The 18,477-nt window shown below is 63.2% G+C and carries 19 protein-coding genes; 13 read left to right on the top strand and 6 right to left on the bottom strand.

The genetic code is table 11. The features are described from left to right. Window positions 1-82 precede the first annotated feature (82 nt). A complete protein-coding gene (locus JWR51_RS16545; protein WP_299749884.1) occupies window positions 83-511 on the top strand; it encodes a VOC family protein in 429 nt (142 codons plus the stop codon). A gap of 222 nt (window positions 512-733) precedes the next feature. Here the strand turns inward: JWR51_RS16545 and JWR51_RS16540 are convergent, their stop codons facing one another. The 5 genes from JWR51_RS16540 to tpiA form a co-directional block, all read right to left on the bottom strand. Next, window positions 734-910, bottom strand: coding sequence for a DUF4169 family protein (locus tag JWR51_RS16540; RefSeq protein WP_299749881.1), 177 nt, complete (start codon window positions 908-910; stop codon window positions 734-736). Window positions 911-940: 30 nt separating this feature from the next. Further along, window positions 941-1,444 (bottom strand): GNAT family N-acetyltransferase, encoded by a 504-nt coding sequence (locus JWR51_RS16535; protein WP_299749878.1) that lies wholly within the window; start codon window positions 1,442-1,444, stop codon window positions 941-943. Further along, window positions 1,441-3,069, bottom strand: coding sequence for a CTP synthase (locus JWR51_RS16530; protein ID WP_299749875.1), 1,629 nt, complete (start codon window positions 3,067-3,069; stop codon window positions 1,441-1,443). Before JWR51_RS16530 ends, JWR51_RS16535 begins: the two co-directional genes overlap by 4 nt. Window positions 3,070-3,180: 111 nt before the next feature. After that, window positions 3,181-3,714: a preprotein translocase subunit SecG gene (secG, locus tag JWR51_RS16525; protein ID WP_299749872.1), complete on the bottom strand. Its 534-nt coding sequence runs from the start codon at window positions 3,712-3,714 to the stop codon at window positions 3,181-3,183. Window positions 3,715-3,972: 258 nt separating this feature from the next. After that, a complete protein-coding gene (gene tpiA / locus JWR51_RS16520) occupies window positions 3,973-4,728 on the bottom strand; it encodes a triose-phosphate isomerase (protein WP_299749870.1) in 756 nt (251 codons plus the stop codon). Window positions 4,729-4,935: 207 nt separating this feature from the next. Here tpiA and JWR51_RS16515 point away from each other — a divergent pair, with 207 nt between their 5' ends. From JWR51_RS16515 to JWR51_RS16475, 9 genes are all read left to right on the top strand, one after another. Beyond that, window positions 4,936-6,810 (top strand): peptidylprolyl isomerase, encoded by a 1,875-nt coding sequence (locus JWR51_RS16515; RefSeq protein WP_299749867.1) that lies wholly within the window; start codon window positions 4,936-4,938, stop codon window positions 6,808-6,810. A gap of 28 nt (window positions 6,811-6,838) precedes the next feature. Further along, window positions 6,839-8,347, top strand: coding sequence for an anthranilate synthase component I (gene trpE / locus JWR51_RS16510; protein WP_299749864.1), 1,509 nt, complete (start codon window positions 6,839-6,841; stop codon window positions 8,345-8,347). Between the two features lie 152 nt (window positions 8,348-8,499). After that, the gene (locus JWR51_RS16505) at window positions 8,500-9,099 is read left to right on the top strand and encodes an aminodeoxychorismate/anthranilate synthase component II (RefSeq protein ID WP_299749861.1); all 600 of its coding nucleotides are present in this window, start codon (window positions 8,500-8,502) and stop codon (window positions 9,097-9,099) included. Next, a complete protein-coding gene (trpD, locus tag JWR51_RS16500) occupies window positions 9,099-10,121 on the top strand; it encodes an anthranilate phosphoribosyltransferase (protein ID WP_299749858.1) in 1,023 nt (340 codons plus the stop codon). The genes JWR51_RS16505 and trpD overlap by 1 nt, the downstream gene beginning before the upstream one ends. Continuing rightward, on the top strand, window positions 10,114-10,920 hold the full coding sequence (gene trpC, locus JWR51_RS16495) for an indole-3-glycerol phosphate synthase TrpC (RefSeq protein WP_299749855.1): 807 nt from the start codon (window positions 10,114-10,116) through the stop codon (window positions 10,918-10,920). The genes trpD and trpC overlap by 8 nt, the downstream gene beginning before the upstream one ends. 2 nt (window positions 10,921-10,922) lie before the next feature. Then, a complete protein-coding gene (gene moaC / locus JWR51_RS16490; protein WP_299749852.1) occupies window positions 10,923-11,405 on the top strand; it encodes a cyclic pyranopterin monophosphate synthase MoaC in 483 nt (160 codons plus the stop codon). Then, a complete protein-coding gene (gene glp / locus JWR51_RS16485; RefSeq protein ID WP_299749849.1) occupies window positions 11,402-12,610 on the top strand; it encodes a gephyrin-like molybdotransferase Glp in 1,209 nt (402 codons plus the stop codon). The genes moaC and glp overlap by 4 nt, the downstream gene beginning before the upstream one ends. A 150-nt stretch (window positions 12,611-12,760) precedes the next feature. Continuing rightward, window positions 12,761-13,471: a transcriptional repressor LexA gene (gene lexA / locus JWR51_RS16480; protein ID WP_299749846.1), complete on the top strand. Its 711-nt coding sequence runs from the start codon at window positions 12,761-12,763 to the stop codon at window positions 13,469-13,471. Continuing rightward, window positions 13,471-13,806, top strand: a complete 336-nt coding sequence (locus JWR51_RS16475; protein WP_299749843.1) for a hypothetical protein — start codon at window positions 13,471-13,473, stop codon at window positions 13,804-13,806. Before lexA ends, JWR51_RS16475 begins: the two co-directional genes overlap by 1 nt. Window positions 13,807-13,911: 105 nt before the next feature. Here JWR51_RS16475 and JWR51_RS16470 read toward each other — a convergent pair whose 3' ends face one another. Then, a complete protein-coding gene (locus JWR51_RS16470; protein WP_299749840.1) occupies window positions 13,912-15,738 on the bottom strand; it encodes an IlvD/Edd family dehydratase in 1,827 nt (608 codons plus the stop codon). A 311-nt stretch (window positions 15,739-16,049) separates the two neighbouring features. Here JWR51_RS16470 and JWR51_RS16465 point away from each other — a divergent pair, with 311 nt between their 5' ends. The 3 genes from JWR51_RS16465 to JWR51_RS16455 are packed head-to-tail and all read left to right on the top strand — an operon-like array spanning window position 16,050 to window position 18,472. After that, window positions 16,050-16,973: a 2-dehydro-3-deoxygalactonokinase gene (locus tag JWR51_RS16465; protein WP_299749837.1), complete on the top strand. Its 924-nt coding sequence runs from the start codon at window positions 16,050-16,052 to the stop codon at window positions 16,971-16,973. A gap of 12 nt (window positions 16,974-16,985) precedes the next feature. After that, the gene (locus tag JWR51_RS16460) at window positions 16,986-17,600 is read left to right on the top strand and encodes a 2-dehydro-3-deoxy-6-phosphogalactonate aldolase (RefSeq protein WP_299749834.1); all 615 of its coding nucleotides are present in this window, start codon (window positions 16,986-16,988) and stop codon (window positions 17,598-17,600) included. Next, entirely contained in the window at window positions 17,597-18,472 is an 876-nt protein-coding gene (locus JWR51_RS16455) for an SMP-30/gluconolactonase/LRE family protein (RefSeq protein WP_299749831.1), read from the top strand. The genes JWR51_RS16460 and JWR51_RS16455 overlap by 4 nt, the downstream gene beginning before the upstream one ends. Window positions 18,473-18,477 lie beyond the last annotated feature (5 nt).

Raw genomic sequence — 18,477 nt, 5'->3', positions numbered from 1 at the left:
TCCATGCGGCCGGCTTGTGGACAGACACTGATCCGGCTATCGATGGTTGTATTATCGATAATGCACTGCCGAGGAGGCCCGTTTGTCCAAGATCATCAAGAAAATCGCCCATGTCTGCATTTTTGCGCACGACCTGGAGGCGACCGAGAAATTCTACCGCGACGTGCTGGGGATCGAGGTGGTGTTCCGCTTCATGAAGGCCGGCAAGCTGATCGGCTACTATCTCGACGCGGGCGAGGCCACGCATATCGAGGTGTTCCAGAAGGACGCGGCGGCTTTCGCGGAGACCAATGCGATCAACCACATCTGCCTCGAAGTCACCAATATGGATGAGGCGGTGGCGCAGGTTCGCGCCCATGGCGTCAGCGCCCTGGACAAGAAGCTGGGCGCCGACGGCACCTGGCAGTCGTGGCTGGCCGATCCCAACGGCGTCAAGATCGAGCTGTTCGAATATACCGACAAGAGCCTACAGTTTGCCGGGGCTGGCGGGGTGTGTGAGGTGAACTGGTAGGGCAAACGCTGGGCCGGCTAGGGGCACAGGTTACCCACATCCACGGTGTCACCCCGGCGAAGGCCGGGGCCCATCCCGAGATGGTGCAGCACACCGCTAGATCGCGTCGCTATCCCAGCCACCTTGCGGCTGGAGCGATATCTCAGGATGGGTACCGGCCTTCGCCGGTATGACACCGAGTTGGTGGGGCTTGCGGTGGTTAAGATCATTAGGCGGCGCCGCCTACTCCTCGCGCCTATGCCCGTCGAGCTTCTTGGCGGCCTGCTCGGCCTTGGCCTGCGTCAAATCCTTCTCAGCCTTGGTGCGGCCGAAGACTATGCGGTTCTGCGCGGCCGTTTCGGCCTTCTCGTCACGCGCCTTACGCTTGCGAGCGGTGCGGAGGTTGATGATGTCGGCCATGGTTGGATCCCGAGCGATTGAACGCACAGTTTAGCGCGATGGACGCGGCAGCGCGAGATAGATGCTGTCGCACCATTCGTCGCCGAGCAGGAAGGTGCGTTCGGCGCGGCCGGTTTCGGTGAAGCCGAGCTTGGCCAGAACTTGCAAGGACGCCGCATTACGTGGATCGACATCAGCCGCGAGTTCGGTTGCGGCGGTCTGGCTGAAGGCATAGTCGATAAATGCTTTTGAGGCCTCAGTGGCAAAGCCTCGGCCCCAGAAATCGGGGTGGATGATGAAGCCGAAATCGGGCAGGCGCCCTGCCCCGACATCGCCGATGACACGGCCCTCGAACTCGATCAGGAAGTCCTCGCCGCCGGCAGCGGTGCGGGCGATCATATTTTCCAGCCAGGGGCGGGTCACGTCCAGGCTGGCATGGGGCAGTGTCGACCAATAGCGCATGGCGCCGGGGTTCGACATGATGGCGAACATAGCGTCGAGGTCGTGCATGACCGGCCGGCGCAGGACCAGCCGGTCGGTGACGATGCGCGTCAAACCAGCCGGCTCTGCTCGATCGCGGCGGCGATGAAGCTGGCGAACAAAGGATGCGGTTCGAACGGCTTGGACTTCAGTTCAGGATGGAACTGCACGCCAATGAACCAGGGATGGTCGGTGCGTTCGACGATCTCGGGCAGCTTGCCGTCGGGCGAGACGCCGGAGAACAAGAGGCCGTTCTTTTCCAGCACCTTGCGGTAGTCCATGTTCACCTCATAGCGGTGGCGATGGCGCTCGGAGATGTGGGTGGTGCCGTAGATATCGGCGACGCGCGAGCCGCGGGTCAGCTGGGCCGGATAGGCGCCCAGGCGCATGGTGCCGCCCAGGTCGGTCGCCGCATCGCGGCTCTCGGTCTGGTTGCCCTTGACCCATTCGGTCATCATGCCGACGATCGGCTCTTTCGTCGGGCCGAATTCGGTGGAACTGGCATTCTTGACGCCGGCCATGTTGCGGGCGGCCTCGATGCAGGCCATCTGCATGCCGAAGCAGATGCCGAAATACGGCACGTCCTTGATGCGGGCGAAGCGGGCCGCTTCGATCTTGCCGGCCGAGCCACGCTCGCCGAAGCCGCCGGGCACCAGGATGCCGTGCACATGCTCGAGGTAGGGCGCGGGCTCGTCGCGCTCGAACACCTCGCTATCGATCCACTGCAGGTTGACCTTGACCTTGTTGGCGATGCCGCCATGAGCCAGGGCTTCCGAGAGCGACTTATAGGCGTCCTTGAGGCCGGTATATTTGCCCACGATGGCGATATTGACCTCGCCCTCGGGGTTGTGGAGACGGTGGGACACTTCGGTCCAGGCGCTCAGGTCCGGCTCCGGCGCATCGGTGATGCCGAAGGCGGCGAGCACTTCGGTATCGAGGCCTTCCTTGTGATAGGCCAGCGGCACGTCGTAGATCGAAGCGACGTCAAGGCCCTGGATCACGGCGCTTTCGCGCACGTTGCAGAACAGGCTGAGCTTCTTCTTCTCGCCATCGGGAATCGGGCGGTCGCAGCGGACCAGCAGGACATCGGGCGCGATGCCGATGGAGCGCAATTCGCGCACCGAGTGCTGGGTCGGCTTGGTCTTGAGCTCGCCGGCGCTGGTTATATAGGGCATCAGCGTCAGGTGGACATAGATGGCGTGGCTGCGAGGCAGGTCGTTGCCGATCTGGCGGATGGCCTCGAAGAACGGCAGGCCCTCGATATCGCCGACGGTGCCGCCCACTTCGACCAGAACGAAATCGAACTCGTCATTGCCTTCAAGCACGAAATTCTTGATGGCGTCGGTAACGTGGGGAATGACCTGGACGGTGGCGCCCAGATAGTCGCCACGGCGTTCCTTGGCGATGATGTCGGAATAGATGCGGCCGGTGGTGATGTTGTCGCGCTTGTTGGCGGAGCGGCCGGTGAAGCGCTCGTAATGGCCAAGATCCAGATCGGTCTCGGCGCCGTCATCGGTGACGAAGACTTCGCCGTGCTGAGTGGGCGACATCGTGCCCGGATCGACGTTGAGATAGGGGTCGAGCTTGCGCAGCCGCACCTTGAAGCCGCGCGCTTGCAGGACCGCGCCGAGCGCCGCCGATGCAAGACCTTTACCCAATGAGGAGACCACGCCTCCGGTGATGAAAACGTACCGAGCCATGGGCGCTCACCTTACATAGATTCAGGAACGATTCGCAGGGCGGCAAGACCGCTCTACACAAAAAGAAGAAGGGGATGTTTCCATCCCCCTCTTTGGTTTGCCTTGCGGCGCTTAGTTGGTCGCCGGAGCGGCCGGTGTTGGTTCGGGCGCCGCCGGGGCGGGCTCGGGGGTTGGCGTCACTGGAACCGGAAGGTCACTGGCGGGAGCCGTGGTCGCTGCCGGTGCTGGCGTGGTCGCGGCTGGTGCGGGAGTGGTGGTGGCTGCCGGTGCGGTCGCATCGGCCGGCGGCGTCACGGTGCCGTCGGCGGCGGGAACCGGGAGATCCGAATCGCTCTGCAACGCGTTGAGCGCGTCCAGCACGCTGGTCGGTGCGGTGCCCTCTTCAGTAGAGGTCGCGCCCTCCAGGATGCTCGAACTGCCGCGATCGAATTCACTGATCACGGTCAGGCCGATGGCCGTCAGGAAGAACAGAGTGGCCAGGATTGCCGTAGTGCGCGTCAATAGATTGGCCGAGCCGCGGGCGGTCATGAAGCCGCCGCCGCCGCCGCCAATACCAAGGGCGCCGCCCTCCGAGCGCTGCAGCAGGATCACTGCAATCAGCGCCAGAACGATCAGCAGATAGGCCACAATCAGGACGTTTGCCATGCGTGTTTCAGTCTCGGTCCGTCAAAAGATGGGGCGTCATACACTTGGGCGCAAACAAATGCCACCCCGGCGCATTGATATTCAGGTGATGCCGGCCTGCAAATTGCGCCTTTCTGTGCTCCGGTGCTCACGTACCTAACTGTACGCTCCGCTCCGGTGCTCGAAACCCACAATTTTCGGCTCGGCCTGACCTAAATCTCAACGCTCCGGTTCCGCCTGCGCCGAAATTCGGCGCAGGCCATCCCCCGCGTGACGCGGCTATACGGCGGAGATAATGGTGTAGAAGTCTTTTGCCAAGAGGCTGGCGCCGCCAACCAGTCCACCATTGACGTTTTCGATGTTCAAAATCTCGCGGGCATTCTGCGGTTTCATCGAGCCGCCATAGAGAATCCGGGTCGAGGCGCCCTTGTCGCCGAAGCGTTCGACGAGGATGGCGCGGATGCGATTGTGCATCTGGGCAATCTCGTCATTGGTGGGCGTGCGGCCGGTGCCGATGGCCCAGACCGGCTCATAGGCCACGATGACCTCGTGCAATTCGGCGGCGTCGGGCACCGAGCCGGCCAGTTGCGCGGCGACCACGGCTTCTGCCCTATCGCTATCGCGTTCGGCTTCGGTCTCACCGACGCAGATGATCGGCTTGAGGCCGGCGCCAATGGCAGCTTCCGCTTTGGCGCGGACCGTCTGGTCGGTTTCGCCATGGGCGGCGCGGCGTTCGGAATGGCCCACAATGACGAATTGCGCGCCGGCATCGGCCAGCATCCCGGCCGAAATATCACCCGTATAGGCGCCCGAGGCGCTGGCGTGGCAATCCTGGCCGCCGGCCAGAATGCCGCTGGTGGAGCCCTGCGAGGCGACGGCGTGCAGGATTGTTGCCGGGGGGCAAATGACGACCATGGCCTTGGGTGCCTCGCCGGTGGTCAGCAATCCGGCAAGCTGCTGCAGTTCTTCGAGAGAGGCCCGCGAACCGTTCATTTTCCAGTTGCCCGCGATCAGCGGCGTGATTGTGGTTGTCACTCTTGCTACTCCTGCCTCTTGCACCGGGACGGGCTTTGCCCTAACCCCGACTGTCCATGCGTTTCCGGGATATAAAAGGGTCTCCCTTTTTCCGCGGAACGCTTTACTAGTATCCCGCCATAAGGGCGGTAAAGCCTGCGGTTCAAATCCGGTGCGTCCGGCCCTCTGGGGCGAATGCACCATCCCTCGCGTACTGGAACGTCTGACATGCTCGATAGTTTGCGTCTGTTTGCAAAATCTTGGCCCGGCAAGGCGATGGGGGTCTGCCTGTTGGCAGGTCTGGCCGGATTCGGCATCAATAATGTGATCACCGATCTTGGCACGAATAATGTGGCCAAGGTGGGTAATGTCGACATCACGTCGCGCGATTTCCTGCGAGCCTATCAAATCCAGATGCAACAGGTGTCCCAGCAGATCGGGTCGGTCCCCTCGCCCGAGGAAGCCATGAGCCTGGGCATTCCCTCGATGGTGCTGCAAAACCTGGCGCAAGACGCGGCGCTGGACCAGATGGCCGATAACTTCGGTCTTGGCGTATCGGACGCCAAGCTGAGCCAGATGCTGCGCAAGGATACCAATTTTGCCGGCACGCTGGGCAATTTCGATCCCAGCCAGTTCCAGAACGTGCTGCGCCAGAGCGGCCTCACCGAAGCCGAGTATTTTCAGACCCAGAGCGAGTCAGCGCGCCGCCAGCAATTGATTCTGTCGCTGTTCAGCGACACCAAGCTGCCGGCCGCCGCATCGACGCTGGTCAATCGCTACGCTGCCGACAAGCGCACGGTCGACTATATCGTGGTCGGCGAAAACACCATCGAGACCCCCGCTGCGCCGACCGATACCGATCTCGCAACCTATCTCGCCGCACACCAGACCGATTTCCGTACCGTTGAGACCCGCACCGTGCGGCTGATGGCGCTGTCGCCGGAAACGCTGGCGGCCACCAAGACCATCGATGAGGCGGCCATTGCCGCTGAGTATGAGCGCACCAAGGCCACTATGACCACGCTGGAGCGCCGCACCATCCAGCAAGTGCCGTTGGCCACGCCCGAGCAGATCGCGGCGTTCGAAGGCGGCGCGGCTGCGGGCAAAACATTTGAAGCGCTTGTCACCGAAAACGGCCTGACGGCAACCGATATCGGCACGCTGGCCCAGCGCGACATCACCGATGCGAACCTGGCGACGGCCGCGTTCGGCCTGGCCCAGGGTGGCTATGCGGTGATCGACGGCGTTACCGGCAAGCGGGCGATCCATGTTTCGGCAATCGAGGCTGGTCACACCAAGACGGCGGCGGAGGCCCATGACGAGATCGCGCACAGCCTGGCGCTGGCGCAGGCCAAGACCGAATATGCTGACGTGCTCGACCAGGTCGAGGAACTGCGCGCGGCGTTCAAGCCGCTCGACGAAATCGCCAAGCGGTTCGGCTTGCCGCTTTACAACGCTGCTGTAACGCAGGGCGGCGCCGAACTGGCTGTGATCCCCTCGCTGGCGGAAGCCGACCGTCCCAAGGCCGTGCAGGCGATTTTCAAAGCCACCGAGGGCAAGCTGACGCCGTCGATCACGCTGAACGGCAACAGCAATGTGTGGTTCGACCTGGAAAAGGTCGACCCGGCGCGCGACCAGACCTTGGATGAAGTCCGCGATGCGGTTGCCACCGCCTGGACGACCGAGAAGGTCAATGCGGCGGTCGACGCCGAGACCGCCAGCATCGTCAAACGCCTGGATAGCGGCGAGGACCTGATCGACGTGGCGTCCGCGCTGGGCCTCGTTCCGCAGGCCAGCCTGCCCTTCACCCGGTTTGGCGAAGCCAATACGTCGATCGACGGCCCGGTTGCCGCAGCGGCGTTTGCTGGCGGTCCGGATCATCACGGCTCGGCGGTGAACACGGAAGGCGATCACATCGTGTTCCAGGTCAGCGCCGTGACCCCGGCTGATGGCCCGCTGGCCACCCAGCAGAACGCTTCGCTGGAAAACGAAGCCCGCATCGGTCTTTACGGCGATTTCGTCACCGCGGTGCGCGACGAAGCCGGGTTGCGGATCAACCAGCAGGCACTGACGCAGACTCTGCAACTCGGCGTCCAGCAATAACGGCAACTTCTATAATCGGATAATGACTATGGGCGACGAGGTCTTTGGGCGTTTCGCGGTGCAATACGATGCTGGTCAGTCCCAGATCGTCTGGCGTCGCGTAGTCGCCGATCTCGAAACGCCGATCGGCACCTATATGAAGCTGGCGGCCGGCCGCAAGAACACCTTCTTGCTCGAATCCGTGCAGGACGGCGCCATTCGCGGCCGGTATTCGATCGTCGGCCTCGCGCCGGACGTGATCCTCAAAGTCGAGCATGGCGCCGCCTCGATCAACCGCGCCGCCCATATCGACGTCGACCGCTTCGAGCCGCTGGCCGAGGCGCCACTGGATGCGCTGCGCAATCTGGTGGCCAGCTCCAAGATCGAAGTGCCCGAAGGCCTGCCGCCGCAATCGGCCGGCATCTACGGCTTTCTGGGCTACGAAATGGTCCGCTATATGGAAAAGCTGCCCGACAGCAATCCGGACCACCTGAACCTGCCCGAGGCCATCCTGATGCGCCCGGCCATGCTGGCGATCTTCGATACGCTCAAGGATGAGCTCTATCTCACCGCGCCGGTCTATGTCCGCGATGGGGTCACGGCCCGCCAGGCCTATGAATCGGCGCAGTCGCATATCGACGATGCCATCCAGCGGCTGGGTCAGGCCCTGCCGACGACCCCTGCCCTTCCCGATCTGGAAAAGATCGCCGTTACCAGCAACACGTCGAAAGACGAGTATTTTGCCATGGTGGCCCGGGCCAAGGACTACATCACCGCCGGGGATATCTTCCAGGTGGTGCTAAGCCAGCGCTTCGAGGCGGAATTCACCCTGCCCCCGACAGCGCTCTACCGCGCCCTGCGCCGCACCAACCCATCGCCCTATATGTATTTCCTCGATTTCGGCGACTTCTCGGTCGCCGGATCGAGCCCGGAAATCCTGGTCAAGGTGCAAGATGGCGAGGTCACCATCCGCCCCATCGCCGGCACCCGCAAGCGCGGCGCCACGCCGACACGCGACCAGGAGCTGGCGGCTGAGCTGCTGTCGGATCCGAAGGAGCTGGCCGAGCACCTAATGCTACTCGATCTGGGCCGCAACGATGTGGGCCGGGTTGCCAAGACCGGCACGGTCAGGGTCACCGACAAGTTCTTCCTCGAATATTATTCCCACGTCATGCACATCGTCTCCAATGTGGTGGGCGTGCTCGATCCGAAATATGACTTCGTCGATGCGCTAGCGGCGGGCTTTCCGGCCGGCACGGTGTCCGGTGCGCCAAAAGTGCGCGCCATGGAAATCATCGACGAGTTGGAATCCTCGCGCCGTGGCATTTATGGCGGCTGCGTCGGCTATTTCGGCGCCGACGGCACCATGGACACCTGCATCGTGCTGCGCACCGCCATCCTCAAGGACGGCAAGCTGTTCGTGCAGGCCGGTGCCGGCATCGTCGCCGACAGCCAGCCGGAACTCGAACAGGCCGAATGCGAAAACAAGGCGCGTGCCCTTTTCAGCGCCGCCGAGGAAGCGCTACGCTATGCTGGCGAAGCCAGGATAGGGCAATGAGCGGTTTGAGAAGCATCCACACTCACGGCGTCATTCCCGCGCGGGCGGGAACCTCTGTTTTGCGATGGCGGGGCGAGTTCTGAAAACAGGGTTTCCCGCCTGCGCGGGAATGACCCGGTGGTTTGGAAAACGTCCAAGTGGAAAGTTCAGAAATGACCAAGACCCTCGTCATCGATAACTACGACAGCTTTACCTACAACCTCGTCCACTTCCTGGGCGAACTCGGCGCTGACATCACCGTCGTGCGCAACGACAAGATCACGCTCGACGAAATCGCCGCCATGGCGCCCGAGGCTATCGTGCTGTCGCCCGGCCCCTGCACGCCCAATGAAGCGGGCATTTGCCTGGCGCTGATCGACCGGTTCAAGGGCGAAATGCCCATCCTGGGCGTCTGCCTCGGCCATCAGGCCATCGGCCAGGCCCTCGGCGGCGACGTGATTCGCGCCCCGCATCTGGTGCACGGCAAGACCAGCAAGATCAACCACACTGGCAAGGGCCTGTTCCGCGGCCTCAATTCCGGCTTCGAAGCCACGCGCTATCACTCGCTGATCGTCAAGCCAGAGACCCTGCCGGACACACTAGAAATCACCGCGACGACCGATGATGGCCTCATCATGGGCATGCAGCACAAGACCCTGCCCGTGCACGGTGTGCAGTTTCATCCCGAGAGCATCGCTAGCGAAAACGGCCATGCCCTGCTGCAGAATTTCCTGAACCTGGCCCGCGACTTCAACCAGAAGAAGGCCGCGTGATGGATATCAAGGCAGCTCTCAACAAGATCGCGGCCAACCGCGACCTCACCGGCGAAGAAATGCGCGGCGTGATGACCACGATCATGGAGGGCAATGCCACGCCCAGCCAGATCGGTGCGTTCCTCATGGGCATGCGCGTCAAGGGCGAGACCGTCGGCGAAATCGCCGCGGCCGTCTCGATCCTGCGCGAGAAGATGGTAACGGTCGACGCCCCCGAACACGCCATCGATATCGTCGGCACCGGCGGCGATGGCGGCGGTACGCTCAACATTTCCACCGCCAGCGCTTTTGTCGTAGCAGCGGCGGGCGTGCCAGTGGCCAAGCACGGCAATCGGGCTTTGTCATCGAAGTCTGGAGCATCGCAGGTACTCGAAGCGCTGGGGATCAAGCTGGATTTGACCCCCGCCGAGATTTCACACTGCATCAATGAAGCCGGGATCGGTTTCATGTTCGCGCCCTCGCACCATCCGGCTATGCGCCATGTCGGCCCCGCGCGCGCCGAAATGGGCGTGCGGACCATGTTCAATCTGCTCGGTCCGCAATCCAACCCTGCCGGCGTGCGCCGCTATGTGCTGGGCGTCTATGCGCAGGAATGGGTGGAGCCGGTCGCTGCCGCCCTTCTCGCCAACCGTGCCATCAAGGCCTGGGTTTTCCATGGCAGTGATGGGTTGGACGAACTCACCGTCACCGGCCCCAGCTTCGTGGCCCAGATATCCGGTGGAGATTTGCGCAGCTTTGAAGTGACGCCAGAGGATGCGGGCCTCGAGCGCAGCGATCCCAAGGATTTGCTCGGTGGCGATCCTGAATATAACGCTGCAGCGGTCCATGAATTGTTCGACCGCAAGCCCGGCGCCTATCGCGATATCGTGCTACTCAATTCGGCGGCCGCGCTGATTGTCGCCGACCGCGTGCAAGACCTCAAAACCGGCGCCGAACTGGCCGCCGACATCATCGACAGCGGCAAGGCGAAGGAGACGCTGGCGCGGCTCATCGCGGTGTCCAACGGGCGAGATCATGACTGATATTCTCAAACAGATCGAAGCGTACAAACGCGAGGAAATCGCAGCGGCCAAGGCCATGCGACCCTGGGCCGAAGTCGTGGCTATGGCTCATGACCAGCCAGCGCCGCGCGGCTTCCTCAAGGCCATCAAAGCCAAGCGCGCGGCCAAGCAATATGCGCTGATCGCCGAGGTGAAAAAGGCCAGCCCCTCCAAGGGCCTGATCCGGCAAGACTTCAACCCCGCCGAGATCGCTCGCGCTTACCAGACCGGTGGCGCGACTTGCCTCTCCGTGCTGACCGACCGGCCTTCGTTCCAAGGCTCGCCGAGCTACCTGATCGAGGCGCGTGCGGCCGTGACGTTGCCGGTCCTGCGCAAGGACTTCCTGTTCGAAACCTATCAGGTCGCAGAGGCGCGCGCCTGGGGTGCCGACTGCATCCTGATCATCCTAGCGGCCGTCGGCGACGACGTGGCGCGCTACCTGCTCGATGCCGCCGAGGAATGGCACATGGACGCGCTGGTAGAAGTGCACGACCAACTGGAGCTCGACCGCGCGCTGGCGCTTGACGCGGAATTCATCGGCATCAACAATCGCAATCTGCGTACGTTTGAGACGCGCCTCGAAACATCGATCGACTTGGCCGCTGGTGTGCCGGCCGGCAAGGTGCTGGTCAGCGAAAGCGGCATCCTCAGCCACGACGATGTGCGCAAGCTGGACGAGGCATCCGGCATCGGCTCGTTCCTCGTCGGCGAAAGCCTGATGCGCCAAGACGATGTTGTCGCCGCCACGCGCGCCCTGCTTATGGGCACTGTGAGCGCATAGGCATGGCACAAGGCGGCCTGACCCACCTCAACGCCAAGGGCGAAGCCCATATCGTCGATATCGGCGACAAGGCGGTCACGCGGCGCCGGGCGGTAGCGCAGGCTCGGATCATCGCAGAGTCGGCGACGGTGACCGCGATCATGGGTGGTTCGCTCAAGAAGGGCGATGCGCTGGCCGTAGCCCGCATTGCCGGCATCATGGCCGCCAAGAAGACCTCGGATCTCATTCCACTCTGTCATCCGATTCCGCTGACCAAGATCAGCGTCGAGATCGAGGCCGAAAGCGCTACGGCAATTGTCGTCCACGCCACCGCCGAGACCACCGCCCAGACCGGCGTGGAAATGGAGGCGCTGGTAGCTGCCTCCACCGCCGCGCTGACGCTCTACGACATGGCCAAGGCGATCGACCGCGCCATGGTGGTCACCGATATCTGCGTGCTGGAAAAATCGGGCGGCAAGTCCGGCGACTTCGTGCGCACGCCATGAGCCTGTTGCCCGTCGAAGACGCCATTGCCGCAATTCTGAAGCGCGTGCCCGAGGCGCAGCCCGAGATCGTGCCCCTGCGCGAGGCGGCGGGCCGGGTATTGGCCGAACCCGTCGTCGCCAGCCACGACCAGCCGCCGTTCAACGCCAGCGCCATGGATGGCTATGCGGTGCGTGCACAGGACGCGGTGCCGGGACGCAGTCTCGCCATTATCGGCATGTCGCAGGCCGGCGCGGGCTTTGCCGGCCCGGTTGACGAAGGCCAATGCGTACGCATCTTTACCGGCGCGCCGGTTCCGACCGGCGCCAACGCGGTGATCATGCAGGAAGAGGCGACGGTAAACGGGAGCACCGTTCAGTTTGCGGAGCAGCCCAAGCCCGGCCGCAGCATTCGTCCGATCGGCAATGACTTTTCCGCCGGGCAGGTTCTGGTCGCCGCCGGCACGCGCCTCGGCGCCCTGCAACTAGCCGTGACGGCAGCGGCGAACGTGCCTGCTCTCGTGGTCAATCGCCGGCCGAAGGTCGCATTGCTGGCGACTGGCGACGAGCTGGTCGTGCCGGGCACACCGCTCGGGCCCGACCAGATCGTTTCCTCAAACAGCTACGGCCTCGGTCCGCTGTTGGCGCCCTACGCCGAAACCGTCGCCGACCACGGTATTGTCGGCGACGACCGGGCAGCGCTGACGGCGACGCTGGAAGCCATCTTCGCCAGCGAACCCGATATCGTCGTCACCACCGGCGGCGCCAGCGTCGGCGACCACGACATTGTCCAGGAAATCCTCTTGTCGCTCGGCGTGACGCTGGATTTCTGGCGCATCAATATGCGCCCCGGCAAGCCGCTGATGTTCGGCACGCGCGGCAAGACCCTGATTTTCGGATTACCCGGAAATCCCGTTTCGGCGCTGGTCACGGCCACTATATTCATCAAGCCGGCGCTACGGCTGTGGCAAGGCCATGCCGACCCTGCAGGCCAGCTCTGGCATCTGCCGCTGGCCGGACCGACCCCGCCCAATACCGCGCGGCGCCATTTCATGCGGGCGCATGTGGTGCATGGCATCAGCGGGATGGCCGTGATGCCGATTTCCGAGGTCGACAGCGGCCATACCTCGTCGCTGGCACAGGCCGACATGCTCATCGTGCAGCCCGAACATGATCCGGGCCAGCCAGCCGGTACGGTGGTCGGTGCCATCAGTATCGACGCCTTCTAGGCTGAAATAAACTCTCAAAATTCGCGCGACGAAGCCTGGTTTGCTTGCAAGGGCGGAAATTGCGCGAGCAATGCATTGGCATATTGCGGAACATAACTGGAACACGTATCATCGTTCAGTCTTTGTTCCGATTCCCGACCGAGGGGCCCCATGCTAACGCGCAAACAACACGAGCTGCTTATGTTCATCCATGAGCGGATGAAGGAAAGCGGCATTCCGCCGTCGTTCGACGAGATGAAGGATGCGCTCGACCTCGCATCCAAGTCGGGCATCCATCGGTTGATCACGGCGCTGGAGGAGCGCGGCTTTATCCGCCGCCTGCCGAACCGGGCGCGCGCGCTGGAAGTGGTCAAGCTGCCCGATTCGATGAACCCATCGCTGGGCGGACGCAAGTCGCGCTTCGAGCCGAGTGTGATCGAGGGCAATCTGGGCAAGGTGGCCTCACCGCCGATGCGCGGTTCGGTCGAGGATTATGCGCGGCCCATTTCGGTGCCGGTCATGGGGCGCATCGCGGCCGGTACGCCGATCGAGGCGATCCAGACCCATTCACACACCATCTCGGTGCCACCGGAAATGCTGGGTGCCGGCGAGCATTACGCTCTCGAAGTGCGCGGCGATTCGATGATCGAGGCCGGCATTTTCGATGGGGATACCGTCTTGATCCGTAAGCAGGACTCGGCGGGAACCGGCGAGATCATCGTGGCTCTGGTCGATGACGAGGAAGCCACCCTCAAGCGGTTGCGTCGCAAGGGTAATACCATCGCGCTGGAAGCCGCCAACCCCGCCTATGAAACCCGCATCTTCGGACCCGATCGCGTCAAGGTGCAGGGCCGTCTGGTGGGCCTGCTGAGGAAATATTGATGCGGTTCACCCTGCTTGTCGCGCTTGGCCTTTTGTCGGTCGGCGGCATCCCGGCATTCGCTCAGGAAGCAAGCATCAAGGAGACCCGCTGCTGGGTCGGTAACGTGACGTTTTCGGCAGGCGTGGGCATCAATGCGGGCAATGGCACTGCCGTCTGCAATGCGGGAACCGGCTGGGCCGAGGCGAAAGCCGATACGCCAGTCGCTGGCTGCCTGCTCGAGGGCAAATTGTCGTCTGCTGGGGCAATCGTGGGTATCCGCAACAACGACACCATGCTGCTGCAGTGCGACGTCACCGGCCGCTGGGTAACGATCGAGACGGCTGCCAAGGAATGAGGTTTGGGCCGGACCTCTCTTGGTCGGGTAACGGTCTGGCTCGCGAGGCTACCGCTAAAGAAAAGGCCCGCCAGATTGGCGGGCCTTTTGCATTTCGTTATTGGCTTAGTGATTGTCGCGCGGGATACCTTCGCTCTGGGCGATGCGCTGGTACTTTTCGGCGGGCTTGAGAATGGCGCCGTCGCCGAGCTGGCCGACGATGCCGCGCTGGATTTCCTGCCACGGGGTCTGGTGCTTGGGGTACTTGTAGCCACCCATGGACTCCAGATCGGCGCGACGCTTGGCGATTTCCTCGTCGGCAATCAGGATGTTGGCGCTGCCCTTGTTCAGATCGATCCGCACGCGGTCGCCGGTGCGCAGGATGGCGAGATTACCGCCAGCCGCCGCTTCAGGAGAGGCATTGAGAATCGAGGGCGAACCCGACGTACCGGATTGGCGTCCGTCGCCGATACAGGCCAGGGCAGTAATGCCCTTCTTGATCAGGTAGTTCGGCGGCCGCATGTTGACGACTTCGGCTGCGCCCGGATAGCCGATGGGGCCAGCGCCGCGCATGAATAGCAGCGTGTGCTCGTCGATCTCGAGCGAGGGATCATCGATGCGGTGGTGATAGTCTTCCGGTCCATCGAATACCACGGCCTTGCCCTCGAACATGCCGGGATGTTCCGGGTTGTTCAGGTAACGATCGCGGAACTCGGTGGAGATCACGCTGGTCTTCATGATGGCGTTGTCGAACAGGTTGCCACGCAGCACGAGGAAACCGGCCTCGGTCTTGAGCGGATTGTCGAAGCGCCGGATGACCTTGTCGTCCTGGATCGTCGTGGCGCGGCAGTTGTCGCCGATGGACTTGCCGTTGACGGTCGGCGCGTTCTCGCGAATGAGGCCCTGGCTCATCAACTCATTGACCACCGCCGGCACGCCGCCGGCATGGTAGAAGTCCTCGCCCAGATATTCGCCGGCCGGCTGCAGATTGACCAGCAGCGGCACCTTGTGGCCATAGGTCTGGAAATCCTGCAGTTCCAGCTCGACGCCGATATGCTTGGCGATGGCCTGGATGTGGATCGGCGCATTGGTCGAACCGCCGATGGCCGAATTGACCACGATGGTGTTGATGAAATTGTCCTTGGTCAGGATGTCCGAGGGCTTGAGGTCCTCGCGCACCATGTCGACGATGCGCTTGCCGGTGCGGTAGGCCATTTCCTGGCGATCGCGATACGGCGCCGGAATGGCGGCCGAACCCGGCAATTGCATGCCCAGCGATTCAGCCAATGAATTCATGGTCGAAGCCGTGCCCATGGTGTTGCAATAGCCTGTCGACGGCGCCGAGGACGCGACTAGTTCGATGAACTGCGCATAGTCGATTTCGCCGGCCGCCATCATCTGGCGGGCCTTCCACACGATGGTGCCCGAGCCGGTGCGCTCGCCCTTGTGCCAGCCATTCAGCATCGGGCCGACCGACAGCGCGATGGCCGGAATATTGACGGTAGCGGCGCCCATCAGCATGGCGGGTGTGGTCTTGTCGCAGCCGATGGTCAGCACTACGCCGTCGAGCGGGTAGCCGTAGAGCACTTCGACGAGGCCGAGATAGGCCAGGTTCCGGTCGAGGCCGGCGGTCGGGCGCTTGCCGGTTTCCTGGATCGGATGCACGGGGAATTCAATGGCGATGCCGCCAGCTTCGCGGATGCCTTCGCGAACGCGTTCGGCCAGCACGATATGGTGCCGGTTGCACGGCGACAGGTCGGAGCCGGTCTGGGCGATGCCGATGATCGGCTTGTCGGACTGCAGCTCTTCGCGCGAGACGCCGAAATTCATGTAGCGCTCGAGATAAAGCGCTGTCATGTCTGGATTATCCGGATTGTCGAACCAGGCGCGCGAGCGCAACTTCTTGGCTGCGCCCTGCCCGTTGCCCGGACCGCCGCTGGTATCTGCCGTCATTTTCTGTTCCTCATGTCCGCGATATGACGCCGCGGTTACGTGCCTCAACATTTTGCCATCTGTACCACGACAGGGGCAAGAGGGAACGGGATTCTGTCGAAATTTCGCCAGCTTGAGCGGTCGCAAAATCTGCTGGTGACATATTTCCAGACGCCTGAAACGCCTTACCAAATGACGGGACGGAGCCAACGTCTGCGCCGATAGAAGCAGCAATGCGGCGACGTCGATTGAGGCTAGCTGGAATCCAATGCAGGCGGTAGCGTTCGGCCCGATTGCGGCCCGATGGTCGCGCATGAGGGGTGAGTTTTGCCGTGACTGATACAGTGGACTGGGTTGCCGTCGATTGGGGCACCTCCAACCTGCGCGCCTGGGGCATCGATGGCGCCGGGGCCGTCGCGGTTTCGCGCACTTCACCCAATGGCATGGGCAAGCTGACGCGCGAACAATTTCCCGGCGCGTTGACCGAGTTGCTGGGTGGTATCGAAGGCCAATCCGGCCAAGCTATCCAAGTGCTGATCTGCGGAATGGCCGGCGCGCGGCAGGGCTGGCTCGAAGCCCCTTACCTGCAGGCGCCGACCGACCTGCGCGGCCTGCTCGACGGCGCTGTGCGCCCTGATATGCCCAACGCACGGCTGGCGCCATCGATCCTCCCCGGCGTGTGTCAGAAAATTCCCGGTTCGGACAACGTCATGCGCGGGGAGGAAACCCAGTTGCTGGGCCTCGCGGCGCTCAATCCGGGGTTTTCCGGCGTCGTCTGCATGCCGGGCACGCATTCGAAATGGGCGCAATTGTCGGGCACCCGCATCGAGCGCTTCGCCACGGCGATGACCGGCGAAATGTTCGAAGTCCTGCGAACCCATTCGGTATTGCGACATTCGCTGGGCGGGGACCTTGAGGGGCCGGGACGCGACGAGGGTTTCGCCGCCGGCGTCGAGGCCGGTCTCGATCATCCAGAGCGGCTCCTGGGCCAATTGTTCGAAGTGCGGGCCGGTTCGCTCCTATCTGGCCGCCAGCCGGGCTGGTGTGCGGGCTATCTGTCGGGCCTGTTGATCGGCAGCGAAATCGGCGCCAATCGCGAGTGGATCGGCGATGCCGAGGTGCCGCTGATTGGCTCGGCGGCGCTTTGTGCGCTTTATGGCCAGGCTTTGACGCGGATCGGCGTGCGTTCGCGGCTGGTGGATGCTACCGAAGCGGTGCTGGCCGGCCTCAAGGCCGCGCGCCAATTTTCCTCTTAGCGGACGGACCTCATGGATACCCCTCGCCACATCATCGCCATTCTGCGCGGCATCACGCCGGCCGAGATCATCGACGTCTGCAAGGCGCTGATCGATGCCGGCATCACCATGATCGAAGTGCCGCTCAATTCGCCCGACGCGCTGACCAGCATCTCGCTCGCCTCCAACACGTTTGGTGACACCGCCATGATCGGTGCCGGCACGGTGCTGACCAAGAAGCAGGTCCTGGCGGTCGCCGATGCCGGCGGCACGTTCATCGTATCGCCCGACACCAATAAGGCGGTGATCGAGGAGACGGCGCGCCTCCAGCTCGCGTCCTATCCCGGCGTGTTCACGCCGACTGACGCGTTCCGCGCCATCCGGGCGGGTGCCACGGGGCTCAAGTTTTTCCCCGCCGAAGTGCTGGGCCCCAAGGGCATCAAGGCGATCAAGGCGGTGCTCCCGCCCGAGCTTCCGCTTTATGCCGTGGGTGGTGCCAACCCGGGCAATTTCGCCGAATTCTTCGCCGCCGGCTGCGTAGGCTTCGGGCTGGGCACCTATCTCTACAAGCCGGGCATGGAGCTATCGCAGACCGCCGAACACGCGGCGTTGGCCGTTGCCGCCTATGACCGGGGCCAAGCCCAATGAGCCAAACGGCCCACCTGCTGATCGATAGCCAGTGCGCGCTGGGCGAGGGTCCGTTCTGGCATCCGCTGCGCCAGCAATTGTTCTTCTTCGATATCAACAACCACAAGCTGTTCGCCGCCGAGGCGGACGGCGCGGTCGCCAATATCTGGTCGTTCGATGAGATCGTCGCCGCTGCGGCGGTGATTGACCATGACGCGCTGGCACTTGCCACCGAAACCGGGCTCAAGCGCTATGATCTGATCACCGGCGAGACCAGCCTGATCGTGCCGATCGAGGCCGATGACGCCGGCACGCGCACCAATGACAGCCGGGTACATCCCTCCGGCGGGTTCTGGATCGGCACCATGCGCAAGGAAGAAGACGAGCCGGGCGGCGCCGTTTATCACTATCGCGCCGGCAAGCTGACCACCATCCGCACACAGGCCAAAATCCCCAATGCGACCTGCTTTTCGCCGGACGGACGCACCGCCTATTGGAGCGATACGCCGACCAAGCAGATCCTCAAATGCGCCACCGATCCTGCCACCGGGCTGCCGATTGGCGAATGGTCGCTATTTGCCGATGTGTCGGATGGCCGTGGCTATCCCGACGGCGCGGTCGTCGACAGCCAAGGCTATCTGTGGAACGCCAAATGGGGTGGCAAATGCGTGGTCCGCCACGCGCCGAATGGCTCGATTGATCGCGTGATCGAGGTGCCGGTCAGCCAGGTGAGTTGCCCGGCCTTTGGCGGCCCCGGCCTCAAGACGCTGTTCCTGACCACCGCAGCCAAGACCCTCAGCGCCGACCAGCTCGCCGCCGAGAAAGTGGCGGGCGGCGTGTTCGCCATCGAACTCGATATCGCCGGCCAGCCTGAACCCCTCATCACCCTCTAAGAGTC

Origin of the sequence: Devosia sp., assembly GCF_028290625.1 — a bacterium.
Taxonomy (GTDB): domain Bacteria; phylum Pseudomonadota; class Alphaproteobacteria; order Rhizobiales; family Devosiaceae; genus Devosia.
This window is presented reverse-complemented; position numbering and strand designations above follow the sequence as displayed.

Excerpts from the sequence above, each read along its gene's own strand:
- JWR51_RS16540 (WP_299749881.1), bottom strand. The coding sequence starts at position 910 with ATGGCCGACATCATCAACCTCCGCACCGCTCGCAAGCGTAAGGCGCGT.
- JWR51_RS16530 (WP_299749875.1), bottom strand. The coding sequence starts at position 3,069 with ATGGCTCGGTACGTTTTCATCACCGGAGGCGTGGTCTCCTCATTGGGT.
- secG (WP_299749872.1), bottom strand. The coding sequence starts at position 3,714 with ATGGCAAACGTCCTGATTGTGGCCTATCTGCTGATCGTTCTGGCGCTG.
- JWR51_RS16515 (WP_299749867.1), top strand. The coding sequence starts at position 4,936 with ATGCTCGATAGTTTGCGTCTGTTTGCAAAATCTTGGCCCGGCAAGGCG.
- trpE (WP_299749864.1), top strand. The coding sequence starts at position 6,839 with ATGGGCGACGAGGTCTTTGGGCGTTTCGCGGTGCAATACGATGCTGGT.
- JWR51_RS16505 (WP_299749861.1), top strand. The coding sequence starts at position 8,500 with ATGACCAAGACCCTCGTCATCGATAACTACGACAGCTTTACCTACAAC.
- trpD (WP_299749858.1), top strand. The coding sequence starts at position 9,099 with ATGGATATCAAGGCAGCTCTCAACAAGATCGCGGCCAACCGCGACCTC.
- trpC (WP_299749855.1), top strand. The coding sequence starts at position 10,114 with ATGACTGATATTCTCAAACAGATCGAAGCGTACAAACGCGAGGAAATC.
- moaC (WP_299749852.1), top strand. The coding sequence starts at position 10,923 with ATGGCACAAGGCGGCCTGACCCACCTCAACGCCAAGGGCGAAGCCCAT.
- glp (WP_299749849.1), top strand. The coding sequence starts at position 11,402 with ATGAGCCTGTTGCCCGTCGAAGACGCCATTGCCGCAATTCTGAAGCGC.
- lexA (WP_299749846.1), top strand. The coding sequence starts at position 12,761 with ATGCTAACGCGCAAACAACACGAGCTGCTTATGTTCATCCATGAGCGG.
- JWR51_RS16475 (WP_299749843.1), top strand. The coding sequence starts at position 13,471 with ATGCGGTTCACCCTGCTTGTCGCGCTTGGCCTTTTGTCGGTCGGCGGC.
- JWR51_RS16470 (WP_299749840.1), bottom strand. The coding sequence starts at position 15,738 with ATGACGGCAGATACCAGCGGCGGTCCGGGCAACGGGCAGGGCGCAGCC.
- JWR51_RS16460 (WP_299749834.1), top strand. The coding sequence starts at position 16,986 with ATGGATACCCCTCGCCACATCATCGCCATTCTGCGCGGCATCACGCCG.
- JWR51_RS16455 (WP_299749831.1), top strand. The coding sequence starts at position 17,597 with ATGAGCCAAACGGCCCACCTGCTGATCGATAGCCAGTGCGCGCTGGGC.